Source organism: Duganella sp. CF517 (genome assembly GCF_900110275.1).
GTDB lineage: Bacteria > Pseudomonadota > Gammaproteobacteria > Burkholderiales > Burkholderiaceae_D > Rugamonas.
Map to the genome: position 1 here is coordinate 246681 of NZ_FODC01000009.1, position 20440 is coordinate 267120.

14 protein-coding genes and 1 tRNA gene are annotated in these 20440 nt (G+C 67.0%); 6 read left to right on the top strand and 9 right to left on the bottom strand.

From position 1 onward, the window contains the following. Window positions 1–2 precede the first annotated feature (2 nt). Window positions 3–3161: a S8 family serine peptidase gene (locus BMX85_RS27795; RefSeq protein WP_090326886.1), complete on the top strand. Its 3159-nt coding sequence runs from the start codon at window positions 3–5 to the stop codon at window positions 3159–3161. 97 nt (window positions 3162–3258) lie between these two features. Here BMX85_RS27795 and BMX85_RS27800 read toward each other — a convergent pair whose 3' ends face one another. From BMX85_RS27800 to BMX85_RS27810, 3 genes are all read right to left on the bottom strand, one after another. After that, on the bottom strand, window positions 3259–3666 hold the full coding sequence (locus BMX85_RS27800) for a hypothetical protein (RefSeq protein WP_229210701.1): 408 nt from the start codon (window positions 3664–3666) through the stop codon (window positions 3259–3261). A gap of 83 nt (window positions 3667–3749) precedes the next feature. Beyond that, window positions 3750–4787 (bottom strand): hypothetical protein, encoded by a 1038-nt coding sequence (locus BMX85_RS27805; RefSeq protein ID WP_229210694.1) that lies wholly within the window; start codon window positions 4785–4787, stop codon window positions 3750–3752. A 61-nt stretch (window positions 4788–4848) separates the two neighbouring features. Further along, window positions 4849–6009, bottom strand: coding sequence for a TIGR04552 family protein (locus tag BMX85_RS27810; protein WP_090327096.1), 1161 nt, complete (start codon window positions 6007–6009; stop codon window positions 4849–4851). A 291-nt stretch (window positions 6010–6300) separates the two neighbouring features. Here BMX85_RS27810 and BMX85_RS27815 point away from each other — a divergent pair, with 291 nt between their 5' ends. Continuing rightward, complete coding sequence (locus BMX85_RS27815; RefSeq protein WP_090327100.1) at window positions 6301–7716, top strand: GntP family permease; 1416 nt, start codon at window positions 6301–6303, stop codon at window positions 7714–7716. On the opposite strand, the gene BMX85_RS27820 is transcribed toward BMX85_RS27815, so the two are convergent. Beyond that, window positions 7658–8494, bottom strand: a complete 837-nt coding sequence (locus BMX85_RS27820; RefSeq protein WP_090326899.1) for a DNA-formamidopyrimidine glycosylase family protein — start codon at window positions 8492–8494, stop codon at window positions 7658–7660. The genes BMX85_RS27815 and BMX85_RS27820 overlap by 59 nt on opposite strands. Window positions 8495–8651: 157 nt before the next feature. Between BMX85_RS27820 and BMX85_RS27825 the strand changes: the two genes are divergently transcribed. Together BMX85_RS27825 and BMX85_RS27830 are read left to right on the top strand one after the other, a co-directional pair. After that, window positions 8652–10310, top strand: coding sequence for a M28 family metallopeptidase (locus tag BMX85_RS27825; protein ID WP_090326903.1), 1659 nt, complete (start codon window positions 8652–8654; stop codon window positions 10308–10310). Between the two features lie 119 nt (window positions 10311–10429). Continuing rightward, the gene (locus BMX85_RS27830; protein ID WP_090326906.1) at window positions 10430–13231 is read left to right on the top strand and encodes a M16 family metallopeptidase; all 2802 of its coding nucleotides are present in this window, start codon (window positions 10430–10432) and stop codon (window positions 13229–13231) included. A gap of 161 nt (window positions 13232–13392) precedes the next feature. On the opposite strand, the gene rnk is transcribed toward BMX85_RS27830, so the two are convergent. The 4 genes from rnk to BMX85_RS27850 form a co-directional block, all read right to left on the bottom strand. Further along, complete coding sequence (gene rnk, locus BMX85_RS27835) at window positions 13393–13800, bottom strand: nucleoside diphosphate kinase regulator (protein ID WP_090326911.1); 408 nt, start codon at window positions 13798–13800, stop codon at window positions 13393–13395. A gap of 305 nt (window positions 13801–14105) precedes the next feature. Next, window positions 14106–16136: a S9 family peptidase gene (locus BMX85_RS27840; protein WP_090326916.1), complete on the bottom strand. Its 2031-nt coding sequence runs from the start codon at window positions 16134–16136 to the stop codon at window positions 14106–14108. 158 nt (window positions 16137–16294) lie between these two features. Beyond that, a complete protein-coding gene (locus BMX85_RS27845; RefSeq protein ID WP_218147411.1) occupies window positions 16295–16441 on the bottom strand; it encodes a DUF2256 domain-containing protein in 147 nt (48 codons plus the stop codon). A 25-nt stretch (window positions 16442–16466) separates the two neighbouring features. Then, the gene (locus tag BMX85_RS27850) at window positions 16467–18335 is read right to left on the bottom strand and encodes a rhomboid family intramembrane serine protease (protein WP_090326920.1); all 1869 of its coding nucleotides are present in this window, start codon (window positions 18333–18335) and stop codon (window positions 16467–16469) included. Window positions 18336–18514: 179 nt separating this feature from the next. On the opposite strand from BMX85_RS27850, the gene BMX85_RS27855 reads away from it, so the two are divergent. Then, entirely contained in the window at window positions 18515–18967 is a 453-nt protein-coding gene (locus tag BMX85_RS27855; protein ID WP_090326924.1) for a hypothetical protein, read from the top strand. Window positions 18968–19041: 74 nt separating this feature from the next. Here the strand turns inward: BMX85_RS27855 and BMX85_RS27860 are convergent. Then, window positions 19042–19117 (bottom strand) — tRNA-Phe (locus BMX85_RS27860). 77 nt (window positions 19118–19194) lie between these two features. On the opposite strand from BMX85_RS27860, the gene BMX85_RS27865 reads away from it, so the two are divergent. Beyond that, window positions 19195–20412 carry an FAD-dependent monooxygenase gene (locus tag BMX85_RS27865; RefSeq protein WP_090326928.1) on the top strand — a complete coding sequence of 406 codons (1218 nt, stop codon included), beginning with the start codon at window positions 19195–19197 and terminating at the stop codon, window positions 20410–20412. Window positions 20413–20440: the final 28 nt, after the last annotated feature.

A 20440-nucleotide genomic window follows, 5' to 3' on the forward strand; every position in this document is an offset into this window, starting at 1 on the left:
ACATGAAACTCCGTCCTATTTCCGCCGCCGTCCTGATGCTGACCGCCGCCCTGATCGGCGCCAGCCCGGCGCACGCCGAGTCCGAGCGCCGCTCGTACATCGTGCAACTGACCGACAAGCCGGTCGCCACCTACACCGGCCAGGTCGCCGGCCTGGCCGCGACGATGCCGCCGCAGGGCCAGCGCCTCAACGTCGACGCCGCCGCCGTGCAGGCCTACATCAATTACCTGGACACCAAGCAGAACGCGGTCATCAGCACCATCAACGCCGCCGAGATCACCCATAAATACGATGTCGTGTTCAACGGCTTCGCCGCCATGCTGACCGACGACGAAGTGCGCGCGCTCAAAAAGAACAGCGGCGTGGCGGCCATCACCGCCGATTCCATGATGGAGCTCGACACCAGCTACACGCCGACCTTCCTCGGCCTGGACAAGGCCGGCGGCCTGTGGGACCAACTGGGCGGCAAGGGCTCGTCGGGCGAGAACATCGTGGTCGGCATCGTCGACGGCGGCATCTGGCCGGAGAACCCGAGCTACGCCGACCGCGTCGACGGCAACGGCAACCCGAGCCATAGCGGCTCGACCGTGGTCTACGATGCCCCGCCGACCACCTGGAAGGGCAGCTGCGACACCGGCGAGGGCTTCAGCGTCGCCGATTGCAACAACAAGCTGATCGGCGCGCGCTACTACAAACAGGCCGGCCAGCAATTGCACTGGACCGAGTTCCTGTCGGCGCGCGATTCGGTCGCCGGCGCCGAAGGCCACGGCGGCCACGGCAGCCATACCTCCAGCACGGCGGCCGGCAACGCCGGCGTGAGCGCGATCACCGGCGGCCTGAACCTGGGCAAGGTGAGCGGCATCGCGCCGCGCGCCCGCATCGCCGCCTACAAGGTGTGCTGGACCGACGCCGCCACCGGCAAGAACGGTTGCGCCCCGTCCAACAGCGTGGCGGCCATCAACCAGGCCGTCAAGGACGGCGTCAACGTCATCAACTTCTCGATCGGATCGAGCGCCGGCGGCGGTTCGTTCACCGATGCGACCGAACAAGCCTTCCTGGGCGCCACCGCCGCCGGCGTGTTCGTCGCCACCTCGGCCGGCAACCAGGGCCCGGGTTCGACCGCGCCGGCCCCGGTCGGCCACATCAGCCCCTGGCTGGCCTCGGTCGGCAACTCGACCCACAACCGCCTGTACCTGGCCGACGCCGTCACCGGCAACGGCGCCACCTTGACCGGCGCGTCGAGCAACGCCAACACGCCGAGGGCGCCGCTGGTGCTGGCCAAGGACGCCGGCGTCGCCGGCGCCGATGCGCTCCAGCTGAGCCGCTGCTTCGGCGCCGCCGACGCCGTCGCGCCGCTGCTGGACCCGGCCAAGGTGGCCGGCAAGATCCTGGTGTGCGACCGCGGCGCCAACGTGCTGGTCAACAAGAGCGCCAACGCCAAGGTGGCCGGCGCGGTCGGCGTGATCATCGCCAACATCGAAGGCAGCGCGGCGACCATCATCAACCAGGCGCACACGATTTCGACGGTGCACATCGTCAAGGAAGACACCGCCGTCCTGAAGAGCTACATCGCCGCCAATCCGAACACGGCGGTCGCGTCGCTGGGCAACCTGCGCGCCAGCTTCGATCCGTCGGTCAAGGCGCCGATCATGTCGAGCAGCTCGTCGCGCGGCCCGAACGTGGCCAACGCCAACATCCTCAAGCCGGACATGACCGCGCCGGGCACCGACATCCTGGCCGCCGTCACCGCCGACCTGACGCCGGCGCAGCGCGACGCCGTCGCCGCCGGTTCGCCGGCCCCGGTGACCGACTGGGCGTTCTACAGCGGCACCTCGATGGCCTCGCCGCACGTGGCCGGCGTGGCCGCGCTGCTCAAGCAGCTGCATCCGGACTGGACCCCGTCGGCCATCAAGTCGGCGCTGATGACCAGCGCGACCGACACCTTCAGCGACGGCCTGACCACCCGGGTCGCGTGGGACAGCAGCGCCACCAACGCCGGCACCTTGCCTTGGGGCCAGGGCGCCGGCCACATCGCGCCGAACTCGGCGGCCGATCCCGGCCTGGTGTACGACATCGCGCCGGTCGACTACGCGCGCTTCCTGTGCGGCCAGGGCTTGATCTACACCACCGCCCAGTGCACCACGATGGGCGGCAGCATCGCCGCGTACAACCTGAACCTGGCCTCGCTGACCGCCGCCAACGTGCTCGGCACCTTGAGCATGACGCGCACCGTCACCAACGTCGGCAGCACCACCGCGACCTACAACGCCACCGCTTCGCTGCCGGGCTTCACGGTCTCGGTGCAGCCGGCGACCCTGGTGCTGGCGGCCGGCGCCAAGGCCAGCTTCACCGTCAAGCTGACCCGCACCAGCGCGCCGCTCGACACCTGGGCCTACGGCGTGCTGAACTGGAAAGACGGCACCCATGTCGTGCGCAGCCCGCTGACCGCGCGCGCCACCGGCCTGTCGGCCCCGGCCAGCGTGGTGAGCGAGGCGGCCACCGGCAGCAAGGTCGTCACCGTCGGCACCGGCTTTGCCGGCGCCATGAGCGCGGTCAAGGGCGGCCTGCAGCCGGCCACCCGCGAGACGCGCTCGATCGGCACCGCCAACACCGGCCTGAGCAACGCGGCGCTGTGCCAGGCGGGCGCCGCCACCGGCGTCAACCTGCATCCGGTGACGATCCCGGCCGGCACCTTGCTGGCGCGCTTCTCGCTGTTCGATTCGGATACGACCGGCGCCGTCCCGGGCGACTCGGACCTCGATCTGATCGTCATGCGCGGCAACACGCCCGTGCTCAGCAGCGGCGGCGATTCGGCCAATGAAACCATCCAGATGGTGGCTCCGGCCGCCGGCGACTACAACGTGTGCGTGATCGGTTTCCGTCCGAACGGCGGCCAGGCCACGTACGCGCTGTCGAGCTGGGTGGTGCAGCCTTCGACGGGCGGCAACTTCAAGGTGGTTCTGCCGAGCACGGCCACGATCGGCGGCACCGCCAGCGTGGGCATGAGCTGGTCCGGTTTGGCCCCTGGCGTGCGCCATGTCGGCGTGGTCAACTACCTGCTGGGCGGCGTCAAGCAGGGCGCGACCGTGATCGATGTCGATACGACCGATCCGTTGCCGCTGTTTAAAAACTCGCGCGCCAAGGAGGCGCTGGCCTTCTAAGCGGCAGCTGTGGATGTGAAAAACCCGCGAGGCCGGTTGGTCTCGCGGGTTTTTTTGTTATGACCCCGTCGTCCGGTCGCGCCGTCCGGTCGCGCCGTCAATCCGCCCGGCGGGGATCGGTGCCGCTTCCGGGCGCGGTCGGGTTGATGGTGCACCGGCCGGCGCGGCAGCTGGCGCCGGGGTCGCTGACCAGCGAGCAGGTCGACATCATCTGCTCGCGCTGGTCGTCGGCGCGGCGGGCGGCGGCGTGTTGCTCGATCAGCGCCTTGAGCGCGGCGCCGTCGCTGTTTTTGCTCGACCAGGCCAGATAGCGTTCGGGGCCGCCGCAGGCCTTCGAACCGAAGCCTATCGTGTGGCACTGGCTTTGCGTGTCGCAGCTGGTGTCGGCGTTGGCGGCCTGGATTTTCTTCCATAGCGCCTCGGTCTGGGTTGCCGTCGGCGCGCCCGGCGCCGGCGCGGCTGGCGTGGCCGACGGCGCGCTGCCGCAGGCGCTGGCGGCGAGCATCAACAGGCTTGCCGTGGCAAGGCGAAGGGGGCGGGAGCGGAGGGGATTTTTCATCATTTCATGATGATCCAATCGCCGCGGCTTTACAAGGGCTCGCTCAATCGTGCCTTGCGCGCGATGCCGTCGGGGCCGAACAGGACGACGAATTCGGCGTAGCCGGGCTTGCCGTCTTCCTGGTTCTTCTCCGGCTTCGATGTCGGATACCGGTAGCGCCAGACCTGGTAGCCGCTGTCGAAGCGCAGCGCCGTGGGCGGGCCCAGCGCGGCGCGCATTTGCGCCGTGGTGCGGTGGGTCCCGGCGACCGGCACCGTGCCGGCGCCCGGCGCGGCGTCCATGTAGTCGAATTCCACCAGGGTATCGTCGGACCAGCGGCGGTCCCATATCGGCGCGTAATAGCTACGGTCGAGCAAGACCTGGCAATCGCAGAAGGGCAGCGTGTCGGGCGTCTGCGTGCCGCCCGCGTACAACCTGGAAAACGGCAGCGTTTCCGTGCGGGCGCCGTCGCGCAGCGTGACGCCGAACAGCGGCCGCTCGGCGAAGAACAGGTAGTTGCCGTCGGCCGAAGCGCACACGCGGTCGGGGTCGGTCAGCAGTTCGCCCAGCCAGGCGAAGACGGTGGCGTTGTTCGACAGCAGTCCCGCCTCGACGCCGACCTGGCATTCGAGCCGCAGGTCGCCGAGGCGGCGCGTGCCGGGCGGCACGTTGGGACTGCGCACCTGCGCGCGCCAGGTCAAGGTGCTGGTCTTGCTGCTGGCGATCAGCGCCGCGTCTTCGCGCAGCGCCTGGCTGTCGCGGTCGAGGGTGAAGGTGTGGTCGGGCGCGACCGGCACCGGCAGCGCGACGGTGTCGCCGACCACGCGCACGGTGATGCCGTCGAGCCGCGTGGTGGGCAGGCGCGGCAGCAATTGGAAGCGCAGGGACGCCTGCGGCGCCAGCGCCCGGTCGCGCTCGAAGCGCTCGATGCCGGCGATCATCTTGCGGTAGGACTTGTCGACCGGATCGCGGGTGGCCGTGACGGTCACCTTGGCCGGGGCGTCCTGGCTGGACGCCGGCTGGCAGGACGCGATCAGCATCGCGGCCGCCAGAGAGCGCCATACGCGGCGGTGTATAAAATTGGACAAGTCGGCTCCTGCTGCGGCGGAAACCAATGTTAGGCCAGCGCGCGCGTTCGCGTCGCACCGCTCATTGCGCCGATTGCGCCTCCACCCAGCGCAGCAGTTCGCGGCCGAACACGCGCGTGCGCGCCGTGTCGATCTGGCGCCGCTTGTAGGCGTCGTGGCTGGCCGGACCGGCCAGGCTGCGCTCGTAGCTGGCCTGGTCCATCAGCTGGATCTCGTACTCGAAGAAAAAGCCGACGTCGTATTCCTGCTCGCCGCCGGCGCCGATGTTGGGATGGTCCGGCTGCACGTGGATCATCTTGCGCACCGTCACCTGGATGCTGTTGAAGCCGCTGCCGCTGTGCGGGTTGTCGCAGCGCGTCTGCGGCTGCGCCAGGTCGGCCAGTTCGGCGTCCATGGTGCGCAGCAGTTCGAACGGATAGTCGTCGCTGTGCTCGATTTGGGCGCGGTACTTGTTGAAGATCTGCTTGGCCGCCTCCAGGTCCAGCAGGGTGTTGCGGGTGCGCTCGGCGTCGACGTTGGTGACCGACAGCAGGTGCGCGCGTTGCAGGCTGCGCAGCGCCAGCAGGCATTCGAAGCGGGTCGCGAACACCAGCCGCACGCCGAGGTGGTCGAAGATGTCGGCGGCCAGGTAGGCGGCCTTTTGCAGCAGCTTGAGCAGGATGCTGTTGCGGCCCTTGTTGTTCTTGCGCTCGTAGTGCAGCATCGGCAGGCAGACCTCGCCGTCGGTGAGGAAGTGGCGGTCGCCGTCGTGCCGGATCACCTCGTCCAGGGTGGCGAACACCTGCGCGCGGATGGCGTGGAAGTGGCGCAGCTTGAGGTTGTTGTCGATGTAAAAGATGCCGTGCATGACCTTGAGCACCGCGCACGACCACATGCGGCGCAGGTCGACGTTGTTGCCGCGCAGCGAGGCGTACACCAGCAATTGCAGCGGATCGTCCGGATGGCTGACCTCCGCCGGGATCAAGCCGGCCTGGTCCGGCGCCAGGAAGGTGCAGGCGAGGAAGTCGACCGCCTCGCGGTGGGCGCGGGCGATGATCGCCGGCGCGGCCGGCTGCTCCAGGTCGAAGCCGTATTCGCGCACGAATTGGCGGGCGTCGTGGAGGTTGCGCAACGCCAGCGCGCCGAGGTCGATGGCCGACACGCCGTTGGCGATGGCGTTCAGATAGCTCCAGTTCAGCGAGAACCTGCCACCGCTTTTGAGCGAGGCTCGTAGTTCAGTCATGGCGTCCTGCATGGGCTGCGATGAGCCAGTATTGCAGCCCGTTCCGCGAGCGTCAATCGATACCAGGGGTTGCCGCCGGCAGTGTCTCTTATTGCCCAATAGCAAATAACTAGGGTTTTATTTTGGGCAAGCTTGCAATGCCCGAGCGATTTCCGTATCCCGCCTCCACCATGCGCGCGCCGTCGTGGAAGCGCCGGACGCGACGCCGCAGGCGGCCGGGATCGCATGCGGACGGCGAGCGCTTGCATTTAACTCTACAATAGCCGGAAGCCAACAATGTATGGAGCCGGCATGTCCTTCCTGATCGTCCTCGCCGCACTGTGTTTCCTGATGCTGGCCGCCTATCGCGGCTACAGCGTGATCCTGTTCGCGCCGGTGGCCGCGCTCGGCGCGGTGCTGCTGACCGATCCCGGCGCGGTGGCGCCGGTGTTCAGCGGCATCTTCATGGACAAGATGGTCGGCTTCATCAAGCTGTACTTCCCGGTGTTCCTGCTGGGCGCGGTGTTCGGCAAGTTGATCGAATTGTCCGGTTTTTCCGAGTCGATCGTGGTCGCGGCGATCCGCTACATCGGCCGCACGCGCGCCAACGCCGTCATCGTGCTGGTGTGCTCGCTGCTGACCTACGGCGGCGTGTCGCTGTTCGTGGTGGTGTTCGCCGTCTATCCGTTCGCCGCCGAGCTCTACCGTCAGAGCAACATCCCCAAGCGGCTGATGCCGGGCGCCATCGCGCTGGGGGCGTTCTCGTTCACGATGGATACCTTGCCGGGCACGCCGCAAATCCAGAACATCATCCCGACCACCTTCTTCAAGACCACCGGCTGGGCCGCGCCGTGGCTGGGCACGATCGGTGGCATCGCCACGCTGGCGGCCGGGCTGGCCTTCCTGGAATGGCGCCGCCGCGCGGTGATGGCCACCGGCGAAGGCTACGGCGTCGAGGATAAAGCCAAGCCGGCGGCGGCCGGCGCGGCGCAGGCGGGCGCGCGCGGACTGCCGCATCCGCTGCTGTCGGTGGCGCCGCTGCTGCTGGTGGGCGTGGTCAACTTCGCGCTGACCAAGATGATCCCGCAGTGGTACGGCGAGAGCTACGCGCTGACCGCCGACGCCTTGCCCGGCCTGCACGCGACGATCACCACGCCGATCAAGACGCTGGTCGGCATCTGGGCGGTGGAGGGCGCGCTGCTGCTGGGGATTATCTTCGTGGTGGTGACGGCGTTCGCCCGGGTGCGCGACGCCTTCGCCGAAGGCACCAAGGCGGCCGTCGGCGGCGCGCTGCTGGCGGCGATGAACACGGCGTCCGAGTACGGCTTCGGCGGCGTCATCGCCGCGCTGCCGGGCTTTGTCGCCGTCAGCCAGGCGCTCAAGAGCGTACCCGATCCGCTGGTCAACGCGGCGGTGTCGGTGACCACCCTGGCCGGCATCACCGGTTCGGCCTCGGGCGGCATGAGCATCGCGCTGGCGGCCATGTCCGACCAGTTCATCCGCGCGGCCGAGGCGGCGCAGATTCCGCTGGAGGTGATGCACCGCGTGGTGGCCATGGCCAGCGGCGGCATGGACACCTTGCCGCACAACGGCGCCGTCATCACCTTGCTGGCGGTGACCGGGCTGACGCACAAGCAATCGTACCGCGAGATCTTCGGCATCACCGTCATCAAGACGGCGGCGGTGTTCTTTGTGATCGCGGTTTACTACTTGACCGGGCTGGTTTAGCGCGCGCAGTCGGCGCCACCGCCTTGGCCACCGGCAGCGCCGGCGGGTATTGCTTCTGGCAGTTGGGACAGAAGAAGCTGCGGCGCTTGGTCTTGCCCAGGTGGCCCTTGTGGAACGGCAGGTCGCAGCGCGGACAGACGCGCTTGGTGTGCGCCAGCCAGTGCTGCTTGAGCACGAAGGCTTTTTTCCATTCGAGAAAATCGAAACTGTATTCGCGCGCCTGCGCCACCAGCTCGCGCAGCTTGGCCGCCGGCAGTCCGCCCACCGTCGACAGCGGGTGGACGCGGATGCGGAACAGCACTTCGTTCTTGATGATGTTGCCGACGCCGGCGAAAATATCCTGATCGAGCAGCGCGTCGCACACCAAGGTGTCGGGCGCGGCGCGCAGCTTCTTGAGCGCGGCCGCCGCCGACCAGTCCTCGGACATGACGTCGCCGCGCCAGTCGTAGTTGCTGTCAAGGTCGCCTTCCAGCGTCTTGACCGAGCATGTGTAGAAGTTCAGCTCCTCGCCATCGTCGAACTGCAGGGCCAGGCGCGGCGTGGCGTCCTTGCGCTCGTTGATCCGGTAGCTGCCGAACATCAGCAAGTGGATGCGCAGCGCCAGGTCCGGCAGCTGGATCAGGAAGTGCTTGCCCCAGCTGCGCAGGTCCAGCACCGGCTGGCCGCGCAACGCCGCCATGTCGACGCCCTTGGTGTTGCCGCTCGCTTGCACGATGGTCTTGCCGATGAAGCCGGCCGTCTGCTCGCGCATGATGACGATCGATGGTCCTTCGGGCATGGAATGCTCCGGTTCGCGGTGAAAGCCATCAGTGTGCGCCGGCGTCCACCAGCGCACTGTTCGCCAACCCACCGAGCGCGGTCCGATTGCTGTACTTGTGGTTTCATGGCAGTATTGCCGATCTGTTTCCATGCAGGTTTAACTTGAAGGGGTCATTTTGAAACATACACTGCTCATCGCTTCCTTGCTCGCCGCCGGTCTGGCGCAGGCCGCCACCGGTCCCGAATTCAGCCCGCAGAAGTTGTCGCAAGACGTCAAGGTGCTGGCGTCCGACGAATTCGAAGGACGCGGCCCGAACACCGCCGGCGAAACCAAGACCGTCAACTACCTGATCGAACAGTTCAAGGCGGCCGGCATGCAGCCGGGCGGCGACCCGGTCAAAGGCAAGAAAGGCGAGCGCAGCTGGACGCAGGACGTGCCGCTGGGCCGTTTCGAGATCAAGGGTCCGGTCAAGCTGTCGGTCAAGGACGCCAAGGGCAGCCAGGAGCTCAAGCAGGGCGACGACCTGGCCGTGCGCGCCTCGATGAGCGGCGTCAAGCTGGTCGATTTCAAGAACGCGCCGCTGGTGTTCGTCGGCTACGGCGTCACCGCGCCGGAGCGCAAGTGGGACGACTTCAAGGGCGTCGACCTGAAGGGCAAGCTGGCGGTGGTGCTGATCAACGATCCCGATTTCGAGACCGGCGCCGGCGAGTTCGGCGGCAAGGCCATGACCTATTACGGCCGCTGGACCTATAAATACGAGGAGATGGCCAAGCGCGGCGCGCTCGGCACCATCATCGTGCACGAAACGGCGCCGGCGTCGTACGGCTGGCCGACGGTCAAGAATTCCAACACCAACGTGATGTACGACATCGTGCGCAAGAAGCCGTCCGAGGCGCACGCGCCGATGGAGGCCTGGATCCAGCGCGACCTGGCGGTCGACCTGTTCAAGCGCGGCGGCCAGGATTTCGACGCGCTCAAGAAGCTGGCGCAGACGCGCGACTTCAAGCCGGTGCAGCTGAAGGACGTGACCTTGTCGGCCAACTACGCGGTCGACGCGCAGGTGATCACGTCGAAAAACGTGGCCGCCCGCATCGTCGGCGCCAGCAAGCCCGACGAGACCGTGATCTACAGCGGCCACTGGGACCACCTGGGCGTCGGCCTGGCGAACGCCAAGGGCGACAAGATCTACAACGGCGCGGTCGACAACGGCACCGGCCTGGCCGCGCTGCTGGAACTGGCGCGCGCCTACGGCAAGGCGCCGGCGCCGGCGCGCAGCGTGCTGTTCCTGGCCGTGACGGCCGAGGAGAAGGGCTTGCTGGGCTCGGAGTACTACGCGCAGAACCCGCTGTACCCGCTGGCGCAGACGGTCGGCGTGATCAATATGGATGCGTTGAGCCCGCAAGGCGTGTCGCGCAACTTCACGATCTCCGGCAGCGCCAAGGTCGAGTTGCTCGACCAGTTGATCGCCAAGGCCAAGGAATGGAACCTGGTGTACTCGCCCGATCCGAAACCGGAGGCGGGCTACTTCTTCCGCTCCGACCATTTCCCGTTCGCCAAGCGCGGCGTGCCGGCCATTTCCTACGGCTCGGGCAACGACTTCGTCGATGGCGGCCTGCGCGCCGGCAAGCAGGCCGAAGAGAGCTACACCACCAACGACTACCACCAGCCGTCGGACGAGTGGCGCGCCGACTGGTCGTTCAAGGGCATGGCGCACGACCTGGGCATGTTGTACGGACTGGGCCGCGACCTGGCCGAGTCGAAGGCCTGGCCGAACTGGGCGGCGGACGCCGAGTTCCGCGCCGCGCGCGACAAAACCGAGGCCAAGCGTAAATAGTTTTATGTTTAACTAAAATGCAATAAAATGGTTGCGTGCCGGCCACAGCGCCGGCGCGCGCTTGCAGGTCCGTTCCCAGGTCCATTCCCAGGTCCGTTCCCACCACGAGGAGATACCGCATGACCATGTTCATCCGCCGCACCACGATCGCGGCGTCGGTCGCCATGGCCGTCGCCTTGCTGGCCGCCGGCGCCGCGCCATCCGCCCGCGCCGCCGAAGCCGGCAAGCCGGCCGCGAACAAATCGGCCAAGTCCGACATCGCCATTCCCGATATTCCGTACACCAAGTTCGTGCTGAAAAACGGCCTGACCTTGCTGGTCCACGAGGACCACAAGACGCCGGTGGTGGCCGTCAACACCTGGTACCACGTCGGCTCCAAGAACGAAAAACCCGGCAAGACCGGCTTCGCCCACCTGTTCGAACACCTGATGTTCAGCGGCAGCGACAATTTCAACAAGACCTACATCAATTCGATGCAGCAGATCGGCGCGACCGATCTGAACGGCACCACCAATCCGGACCGCACCAACTACTTCCAGAACGTGCCGACGTCGATGCTGGACTTCGCGCTGTTCGCCGAGAGCGACCGCATGGGCCATCTGCTGGGCGTGCTCGACAAGAAAAAACTGGACCTGCAGCGCGGCGTCGTGCAAAACGAAAAGCGCCAGGGCGAGAACCAGCCGTACGGCGTCACGCGCCAGTTGCTGACCGAGAACACCTGGCCGGCCGGCCATCCGTATTCGTGGACCACGATCGGTTCGATGGCCGACCTCGACGCGGCGTCGATGACCGACGTGCAGGACTGGTTCAAGGCCAACTACGGCCCCAACAACGTGGTGCTGGTGCTGGCCGGCGACATCACGCCGGAACAGGCGCGCGAGAAGGTCGAAAAATACTACGGCGACATTCCGGCCGGTCCGCCGCTGGCCAAGCACAAGGAGTGGATCGCCAAGCGCAGCGGCACCCATCGCGGCACGGTCGAGGACCGGGTGCCGCAGGGCCGCATCTACCGCGTGTGGAACGTGCCCGGCGCGCACACGGCGACCGAACCGCTGCTCGACCTGGCGGCGAACGTGCTCGGCGGCGGCAAGACCTCGCGCTTCTACAAGCGCCTGGTCTACAAGGACCAGCTGGCGAGCGACGCCAGCGCCGGCAACTACAGTTCCGAGATCGCCGGCCAGTTCTATGCCGTCGTGACCGCGCGCCCCGGCGCCGATGTCGCCAAGATGGAAGCGATCGCCGACGAGGAGTTGCGCGCGCTGATGAAGTCCGGCCCGACCGCCGCCGAGCTGGAGATCGCCAAGACGGCGATCCTGGCCTCGTACACCCGCATCGTCGAGCGCGTCGGCGGCTTCGGCGGCAAGAGCGATTTGCTGGCCAGCTGCGCCACCTACACCGGCAATCCGGACTGCTACAAGGAATACCTGGCGGCGGTCAAGGCGGCCACGCCGGCCCAGGTCAGGCAGGCGATGAACGCCTGGCTCGCCGACGGCGATTACGTGCTGGAAGTCAAACCGTTCGCCACCAACTACGCCACCACCGCCAAGCTCGACCGCAGCAAGCCGCCGGCGCTGGGCAAGGCCGAATCGCTGAACCTGCCGCCGATGCAGAAGGCGACGTTGTCGAACGGCCTGAAGGTGGTGCTGGCCGAACGCCACGCGGCGCCGGTGGTCAATTTCTCGATGATGGTCGATGCCGGTTACGCGTCCGATTCGCAGGAATTGCCGGGACTGGCGAGCCTGGCGACCAACATGCTCGACGAAGGCACGGCCACGCGCAGCGCGGCGAAGATCAGCGAGGAATTCGAGTCGCTGGGCGCCAATTTCTCCGTCAGCACCAATCTGGATGGCGCCTCGGTGCAGCTCAACGCGCTCAAGGCGACCATGCCGAAGGCGCTCGACGTCTACGCCGACGTGCTGCTGCGGCCGGCCTTCGCGCAGAACGAGCTGGACCGTTTGAAGAAGGACCAGCTGGCCGCGATCCAGCGGGAGAAAGCCAATCCGTCGACGATGGCCTTGCGCGTGATTCCGTCGCTGGTATACGGCAAGGGCCACGCCTATTCGCTGCCGTTGACCGGCAGCGGCACCGAGGCGTCGGTGGCCCGTATCGGCCGCGACGACCTGGCCAAGTATCACCAGGCGTGGTTCAAGCCGAACAACGCGACCCTGCTGGTGGTGGGCGACACCACGTTGGCCGAGATCACGCCGCTGCTGGAAAAAGCGTTCGGCGGCTGGAAGGCCGGCGAGACGCCGAAGAAGAACATCGCCCAGGTGGCGCCGGCCGACAAGCCGGTGGTCTACCTGATGGACAAGCCGGGCGCGCTGCAAAGCGTGATCTACGGCGTGCAGCTGGCGCCGCCGCGCAACTCGCCGGACGCGGTCCAGCTTGGCGTGGTCAACAATATCTTCGGCGGCAACTTCGGCTCGCGCATCAATATGAACCTGCGCGAAGACAAGCATTGGTCGTACGGCGTGCGCTCGAGCCTGTCGCCGGCGCTGGGCCAGCGTCTGTACATGAGCACGTCGCCGGTGCAAAGCGACAAGACCACGGAGGCGCTGCAGGAACTGGTGCGCGAGTACGGCGACATCGCCGGCGCCAAGCCGATCACCGCCGCCGAACTGGCGGAGGCCAAGAGCAACGAAACGCTGGCGCTGCCGGGCTCGTTTGAAACGGCGGGCCAGCTGGCCGGCGCCTACAGCACCATCCTGCAGTACAAGCTGCCGGAAAACTACTACAACACCTTCACCGACACGGTGCTGGCGATGACGCCGGAGCAAGCCAACGCGCTGGCCGCGCGCACCATCGCGCCGGGCAAGCTGGTGTGGGTGGTGGTGGGCGACATGGGCAAGGTCGAGAGCGGCATCCGCGAACTGAAGCTGGGCGACGTGCGCAAGATCGACGCCGACGGCAATCCGCAGTAACCAGCACGGAAACGCGCGTCAAGAATAGCCCCGCAGCGTAAAGCTTGCGGGGCTTTTTAACGGCCGCGCGGCAGGTTCCGCCGAGGAGCCAGACAGGGCGGATGAGCGCGGCGTGATCGGCCATGCCTGAGCCGCCACCGCCGCGTCCACCACTGGCGCCGTCAGCGGACGGCTTCGGCGGCCTGCTCCGGCTGATACACCACCTCGAGAATACGCACCCGCACCAGCTGCCCGTCCGGCCTCGGCCAATCGATGGCGGCCCCCACGGACAAGCCCAGCAGCGCGCTGCCGACCGGCGTCAGGATCGAGATCGCGTCGGCGGTGGTGGCCAGGTCGCGCGGGTAGACCAGGGTCAGGCGCAATTCCTCGCGCGGCGTGTCGATCTCGAAGCGCACGGTGGAGTTCATGGTGACGACGCCGGCCGGCATGTCCTGCGGCGCGACGATGTCGGCGCGGCCGAGCTCTTCCAGCAGCCCGTCGTGGGCGGCCGCTTCGGCGGGCGGCAGGGCGTCGAGCAGGATCTCGAGCCGTTCGGCGTCGAGCGATGAAACGATGATTTTTGGTTGCATGATGCAAGCTCCGGGTGGACGGCGGCAGGACGGCCATGGCATGGCCGCGCGAACGCGATCGTTGGTTGTTCAGGAAAACAGGGCGGGGCGGCTCGGCAGCGCGGACAAGACCGCGGGGTCTTGCTGGCTTACCGAGCCCGGGAAAGGCCGGCGCGGTGTCGCGCCGTTGGGGCGGCCGCAGCCGATGCTCCCTCGTTCAGGGGTGAACAATGATTCTTCGCGGGAATGCGGAACATGTTCATGAGGAAATCGATATCGGGGGAGCCGAGCTTCAGTATATACCAAGCCTCCCCCGCGTGCGGCGCTTACTCCAGCGCGTCCTGCAGGCCCGGCGCGAACTCGGCGCCGTGCTTGACCTGCGCGGTCGAGGTCTTGAGCGCCTTGCCGATCGGCTCGGCGCGTCCGTTGAGGCATTTGGCCAGGAAGTTCTCGGCCACCGCGTTGAAGGCGATGTTGTTGACCGGCCGCGCGAAGCCGTGGCCCTCGTCCGGGAACACCACGTAGGTGACCGGGATGTGCTTGGCCGCCATCGCCTCGACGATCTGGTCCGACTCGGCGATGTTGACGCGCGGATCGTTGGCGCCCTGGCCGATCAGCAGCGGCCGCTGGATGTTGGCGGCGAAGTTGAGCGGCGAGCGTTCCTTCAGCAGCGCCTGGCCTTCCTCGGTGGTCGGGTCGCCCATGCGCTTGTAGAACTGCTGCTTGCCAGCTTCCCAGTACGGCGGAATCGTCTTGAGCAGGGTGAACAGGTTGGACGGGCCGACGATGTCGACCCCGCAGGCGAACGTGGTGGGCGTGAACGCCAGCCCGGCCAGGGTCGCGTAGCCGCCGTAGGAGCCGCCCATGATGGCGACCTTGTCGGCGGTGGTGACGCCGCGCTGGACGGCCCAGTCGACCGCGTCGACCAGGTCGTCCTGCATCTTGCGGCCCCATTGCAGGTCGCCGGCCGAGATGAAGCGTTTGCCGAAGCCGGTCGAGCCGCGGAAATTCACCGACAGCACCGCGTAGCCGCGGTTGGCCAGCCACTGGTGGTAGCCGTTGTAGCCGTAGCCGTCGCGCCCCCACGGGCCGCCGTGCACCAGCAGCACCATCGGCGCCGGCTTGCCGGGCTTGCCCGCGGCGTCGGCGTTGGCCGATTTCGGCAACGTCAGATAGGACACCAAGGTCAGGCCGTCGCGCGACTTGATTTCGTGCGGATACATCTGCGCCAGCGCGGCGCCTTCCAGCTCCGGACGCGACACGTACAGCTGCGTCAGGCGCTTGGTGTTGCGCTCGTACAGCCAGGTCGCCGGCGGCGCCGTGACCGAATCGGCCGAGACCAGCCATTGGTCGTCGGACTCGGTGCGCGAGCCTACCGTGAACTGGCCCTTGATGTGCTTTTTCAGGAAGTCGAGGTCGGCTTTGAGCGCCGGCGTCAGCGCCACATAGTCCTGCTTCAGGTAGTCGACGCTGTAGGCCTGCGCCGCGCCGGTCTTCGGATCGTACAGCGCGCTGGAGATATCGGCGCGCGCGTCCTGCGCCACCAGCGTGGTCTTGCCGGTGGCGACCTCCTGCGCCACCAGCGCCGAGGTGTCGCGGCCGCGCGAATCGGTCCAGTACAGCGTTTTGCCGTCGGCCGTGAAGGTCAGCGGCGCGGTGGTCTGCGCGTCCTCCAGGCCGACATCGGCCAGCGGCTCGCCGTCCGGCTTGCCATCCTTGAGGCGGAAATACGTGGTGCCGCCGTCGGCGCGCGCCTTCTCGGCCACGCGCAGGTTCAGTTGCTCGTCGGCGATGAAGCCGGCGTAGCCGTCGTTTTGCAGCAGCAAGGTCAGTTTGCCGGTGGCCGGTTCGAGGCTGTAGACGTCGTGCCAGCGCGCGTCGCGGTTGTTCAGGCCGATCAGCACGCGGTCCTTGACCTTGTTACTGTAGGCGATGGGCCGCACGCGGGTCTTCTCGAACGGCGTCAGGCTGGTTTGCTTGCCGCTGACGACGTCGACGCCGTACAACAGGAAATTCTCGTCGCCGCCCTTGTCCTGGATGTACAACAACTGCTTGGAGTCGGGCGACCAGATGGCGGTGCGGATGGGCCGCGTTTTTTCCTCGGTCAGCGCGCGCGCCTTGGAGGGATCGGCGGCCGGCGCCACCCAGACGTTGAGCACGCCGTCGCGCGGCGCCATCCATGACAGCCATTTGCCATCCGGGCTGAGGCGCCCGCCGGTCTTGCTGGGATTGCCGAAGATCTTGGCGCGCTCGATCAGCGGCGCGTCCGCCGCGGGGGCGGCGGCGGGCGACGGGGACTGGGCGTGGGCAGGCAGCATGGTGGCGAGCACGGCGGCGGACAACAGGTAGCGCTTCATATGGACCTCATCGTTGTGGAAAGAATGAAAAAATCACAAGTCGATGATAGGTCAAGACCGGGTTGCCGGGTTGGCCATGCGACAGGCGGCATATTCCGGGGGCTGAACGGGGCGTTACGGCCGTCGATCGTAGATGTGCTGCCGCGCGACGGACGCGATCAGCCAGCCTTGGCCGCGCGGCGGCAGCGTTCCGAACAGTACTTGACCTGCTCCCAGTCGCGTTCCCACTTCTTGCGCCAGCTAAAAGGCAGCAAGCAGTAGGCGCACACTTTGGACGGCAACTCGGACTTCTTGCGCATTTTCATGGCTAGCACTCCCTTCGGACAAATCCTAACGCAGCGGAGAACACAGCAGTTCGAACGCGTCCTTGTTCACCACCTGGTCGAGCGCGACGGTGACGGCGGTGTCGAACACGGTCAGGTGCGCCGGTGAGTTGGCGACGAAATAGAGCTGCTTGCCGTCCGGCGCGAAGCGCAGGCCGACCGGCTTGCCCTCGAACGGATAGGCTGCCACCGTCGCCGCCGTGCCCAGGTTGACGATGCGCACCCAGCCCTCCGGCTCGGCGATCGCCATCAGCTTGCCATCATGGTTGACGGCGATCGGCCCGCCCAGCACGCCGCCGCAGTAGCGCGCGGTTTTCTCGATCTTCTTGCTTTTCAGGTCGATCAAGTCGATCGCGTCGACGCCCACCAGCCAGACTTTGCCGCGCTGGGGATCGACATGGGCGCCGTTCATGTAGCCCGACGTCACAACCACTTCGCCCACCTCGGCCAGGGTGGCCGCATCGAGCACAACCAGCCGCGAGGCGCTCTCATCCATGACCCACAGCTCCTTGTCGTCCGCCGCCAGCCACATCCCGGTGGGGTGATGGTTGTCCGGTTGGTTCTTGCCGATCACCACGGGTTTGCCGATGATCTTGCGCGTGGCCAGGTCGATGGCGACGACGGTGTCGTCGCCATCGTTGAGCACGTAGGCGCGCTCGCCGGATTTGGCCAGCACGATGGCGCGTGGACTTTTGCCTGTTTTAAAGGATGCCGTCACCCGCCCGGTTTGCAGGTCGACCACGCCGACGCCATTGGCGACCAGCGAGGCCACGTAGGCGCTGCGGCCGTCTTGTGTGAGGGCCACGGCGTTGGCATCCTGGTGGGTGCAGCGTCCACGCAGGCTGCAGCCCCGCAGGCCGGCGAGCGCCGGCTGCCCGCCGATCGCCGGACCGGCCGCGCGCGCAGCCAGGTCGACCAGGCGCAGCGAGCGCTCCTCTTCGTCAGCCACCGCGATGCGGGTGTTGTCCGGCATCAGGTACAGACTGCTGGCCGGCCCCGCCAGCGCGATCGTGGCGCCTGCCGCCTGCTCGCGGCTGACCGTGCGCGGCCCGCGCCGGCGATCGTCGGCGATTTCCTTGGCCAGTGCCGCCTGCGCGCGCTTGGCGGCGTCCATGGCATCCTGCTCGGCCCGCTCATCGGCGCGCAGTTGCTTGATCAGGAGCAGCTTTTCCGACGGCTCGCCGTTCAGCTTGGCATAAATGGCGCCCAGCGTGAGGGCGGAAATGAGGGTGACGGCCACCGCGCTTTTGAGGCGGCCAAATCCGGGGGGGATCATGGCGAACGCGCCGCCGACGATGAAGCCGCCGATCAGGCCGCCGACGTGGCTGGCGTTGTCGATGCCCGGCATGACCGCGCCGATGAGCAGGTTGATGCCGATCGTCTGCACCAGCGGTCCGCTCGTGCTGAGCTGCTCGTGCGGATCGTTGTGCCACCGGGCGACCATCCAGTCGGCCAGATAGGCGCCGCACAGTCCCATCAGCGCGCCCGACGCGCCCGCGCCGATGACCTGGCGCAGCGGATCGACATGCCACAGTGCGCTGACCAGGCTGCCAACCAGGCCCGCCAGCAGGTACGCCAGCAGGGTGCGCACGTGGCCGAAGCGGCGCTCGACCAGGCTGCCGAAGGCCAGCAGCATGTACATGTTCAGCGCCAGATGCACCAGGCCCACGTGCAGGAACATGCTGGTCAACAGGCGCCAGGGCTGGTCGGTGAGGCTGTAGGCGGCCAGGTTGCCGCCCCAGGCGAGCATCGACGCGGTGCTGGGCTCAAGCCAGTTGACCCCGGTGAAGACTTGCGCCAGGTACACCATCGCGTTGATGGCAAAGAGGGCCCAGGTGACGAGGGGGCGGCGGAGCGGCTGTGCGTGATCGGACATGAATTCCTGAGGAGTGGCAAGGGCAGGGAGATGCAATATTGGCGTGATAATAACAGCTTGGCAACTTCACGGCTGGCGGCGACGTACCGGCGAGTGCTGTTAGAATTTGCCATCGTTCTTCGATCCCACTTTGCAGGAGCACTCAAATCCTACCTTTATTAGTCAGAACGGCGATCCGCATGCCCAAGCTAACGGCCGCCGTGGCATTTTGCGTGCTGGCGGCGTTGGCCGGCACGATGGCCTATACCGGTTTCCTGGTCGTCGGCGTATTGGCCGATCTACTTGGCACGGGCCGCTTCGTCGCGGGCCTGCTGCTTGGGATTGTGTTTGCGAGAGTTCCGTGGATAAGAAACGGCAGGCCGCGCATTGTCGGGCTGTTGCCCAAACCGGTCCGTCGCCCGCTCATCGCGGGCATCCTCGTCTTTTGCCTGGTGCACTTTGTCGGGAAGGGCGACGAGGTGGCCGCGCTGGTCACCGGCGTCACGACGGTGTTTCTTGTGACCTTGCCCTGGCTGCGGCGCGCGATCTTCGATCGACTGCTCGGGTCGGTTTTCAAGTTCACCGGCCGCAACCCTGCCCAGCCCACCGATGACACGGTGATCGATGGCGACTTCAGGGAAAAGAAGGAATAGGGGACAAGGTGATTGTGTTTTTGACATCCGTAGACGCAAAAAAAATCCGCTATCGAAGCGGATTTTTTGAATCTTGGTGGCCCGGGGCGGAATCGAACCACCGACACAAGGATTTTCAATCCTCTGCTCTACCAACTGAGCTACCAGGCCAAGGAGCAGAATTATAGCAGGCCCGGACGAAATTGCAAGGAACAATTTCTCAGGCACACAAACGCTATAATGGGTGGATGAATAATCCAACGTCCCCGCCGCGCGTCATCGAGAGTGACATTTGCATTGTTGGCAATGGCGCGATTGCCAAGACCACCGCGCTGGGCCTGGCCCAGTCCGGCCTGAGCGTCGCCTTGCTCTGTCCGCCGTCCGCGCCGGCCGGCGCCGCCAGCGCCGCCGATCCCGGCTGGGACGCCCGGGTCTACGCCCTCAACCACACCGCCCGCGACCTGCTGTCGTCGTTGAAGGTGTGGGACGCGCTCGACGCGGCCCGCGTGGCGCCGGTCGACGCCATGATCATCCAGGGCGACGGCGCCCGCGCCGGCGACCTGTCGTTCGACGCCTATGGCGCCCACGCCGGCACCCTGGCCTGGATACTGGAGGACCGCAACCTCGGCCAGGCGCTCGACGCCGCCCTCAGGTTCGCCCGCAACGTGACCCTGGTCCATGGCCGGGCGGCGGCGCTGGTGCGCGGCGACGACCACGCCACCGTGCGGCTGGACGACGGCGCCGGCGTCAGGGCGCAGCTGGTGGTGGGCGCGGACGGCGCCGATTCCTGGGTGCGCGGCCAATGCGACATCGGTCTCGATTACCGCAGCTACGGCCAGCGCGCCGTGGTGACGAACTTCGATTGCGAAAAGCCGCACCACGGCGCCGCCTATCAGTGGTTCACCGGCGCCGAGGGCATCGTGGCGCTGTTGCCGCTGCCCGGTAACCGGGTGTCGCTGGTGTGGTCGGCGCCGGACCTGCTGGCCGACCGGCTGCGCGAGGAATCGGCGGCGCGGATCGCCGAACGCCTGGCCGTCTACGCCGCCGAAAAATTGGGCGCCCTGACGCCGCTGCAACCGGAGCTGGTGCGCGATTTCCCCCTGCGCCTGCTGCGTCCCCACGCGATGACGTCGCCGCGCGTGGCGTTGGTCGGCGACGCCGCCCACGTGGTCCACCCGATGGCAGGCCATGGCATGAACCTGGGTTTCGCCGACGTGGCGCAGCTGATGAAGACCCTAGCCGAGCGCGAACCGCAACGCGGCGTTGGCGACGACCGCGTGCTGGCCCGCTACGAGCGCGCCCGCAAGGAGGACGTGCTGCTGATGCAGCTGACCACCGACGGCCTGGCGCGCCTGTTCGGCGCCGACGTCGAACCCCTGCGCGTGGTGCGCAATTTGGGATTAAACTTGTTGAATAAATTACCTGTGCTGAAGCGCCGCCTGATCTCTCACGCCATGGGCAAGTGAGTGGAAAAAGGCGGCGGCATGGTCTGTC

Excerpts from the sequence above, each read along its gene's own strand:
- BMX85_RS27795 (WP_090326886.1), top strand. The coding sequence starts at position 3 with ATGAAACTCCGTCCTATTTCCGCCGCCGTCCTGATGCTGACCGCCGCC.
- BMX85_RS27800 (WP_229210701.1), bottom strand. The coding sequence starts at position 3,666 with ATGCTCGCCGCCAGCGCCTGCGGCAGCGCGCCGTCGGCCACGCCAGCC.
- BMX85_RS27810 (WP_090327096.1), bottom strand. The coding sequence starts at position 6,009 with ATGACTGAACTACGAGCCTCGCTCAAAAGCGGTGGCAGGTTCTCGCTG.
- BMX85_RS27815 (WP_090327100.1), top strand. The coding sequence starts at position 6,301 with ATGTCCTTCCTGATCGTCCTCGCCGCACTGTGTTTCCTGATGCTGGCC.
- BMX85_RS27820 (WP_090326899.1), bottom strand. The coding sequence starts at position 8,494 with ATGCCCGAAGGACCATCGATCGTCATCATGCGCGAGCAGACGGCCGGC.
- BMX85_RS27830 (WP_090326906.1), top strand. The coding sequence starts at position 10,430 with ATGACCATGTTCATCCGCCGCACCACGATCGCGGCGTCGGTCGCCATG.
- rnk (WP_090326911.1), bottom strand. The coding sequence starts at position 13,800 with ATGCAACCAAAAATCATCGTTTCATCGCTCGACGCCGAACGGCTCGAG.
- BMX85_RS27840 (WP_090326916.1), bottom strand. The coding sequence starts at position 16,136 with ATGAAGCGCTACCTGTTGTCCGCCGCCGTGCTCGCCACCATGCTGCCT.
- BMX85_RS27845 (WP_218147411.1), bottom strand. The coding sequence starts at position 16,441 with ATGAAAATGCGCAAGAAGTCCGAGTTGCCGTCCAAAGTGTGCGCCTAC.
- BMX85_RS27850 (WP_090326920.1), bottom strand. The coding sequence starts at position 18,335 with ATGTCCGATCACGCACAGCCGCTCCGCCGCCCCCTCGTCACCTGGGCC.
- BMX85_RS27855 (WP_090326924.1), top strand. The coding sequence starts at position 18,515 with ATGCCCAAGCTAACGGCCGCCGTGGCATTTTGCGTGCTGGCGGCGTTG.
- BMX85_RS27865 (WP_090326928.1), top strand. The coding sequence starts at position 19,195 with ATGAATAATCCAACGTCCCCGCCGCGCGTCATCGAGAGTGACATTTGC.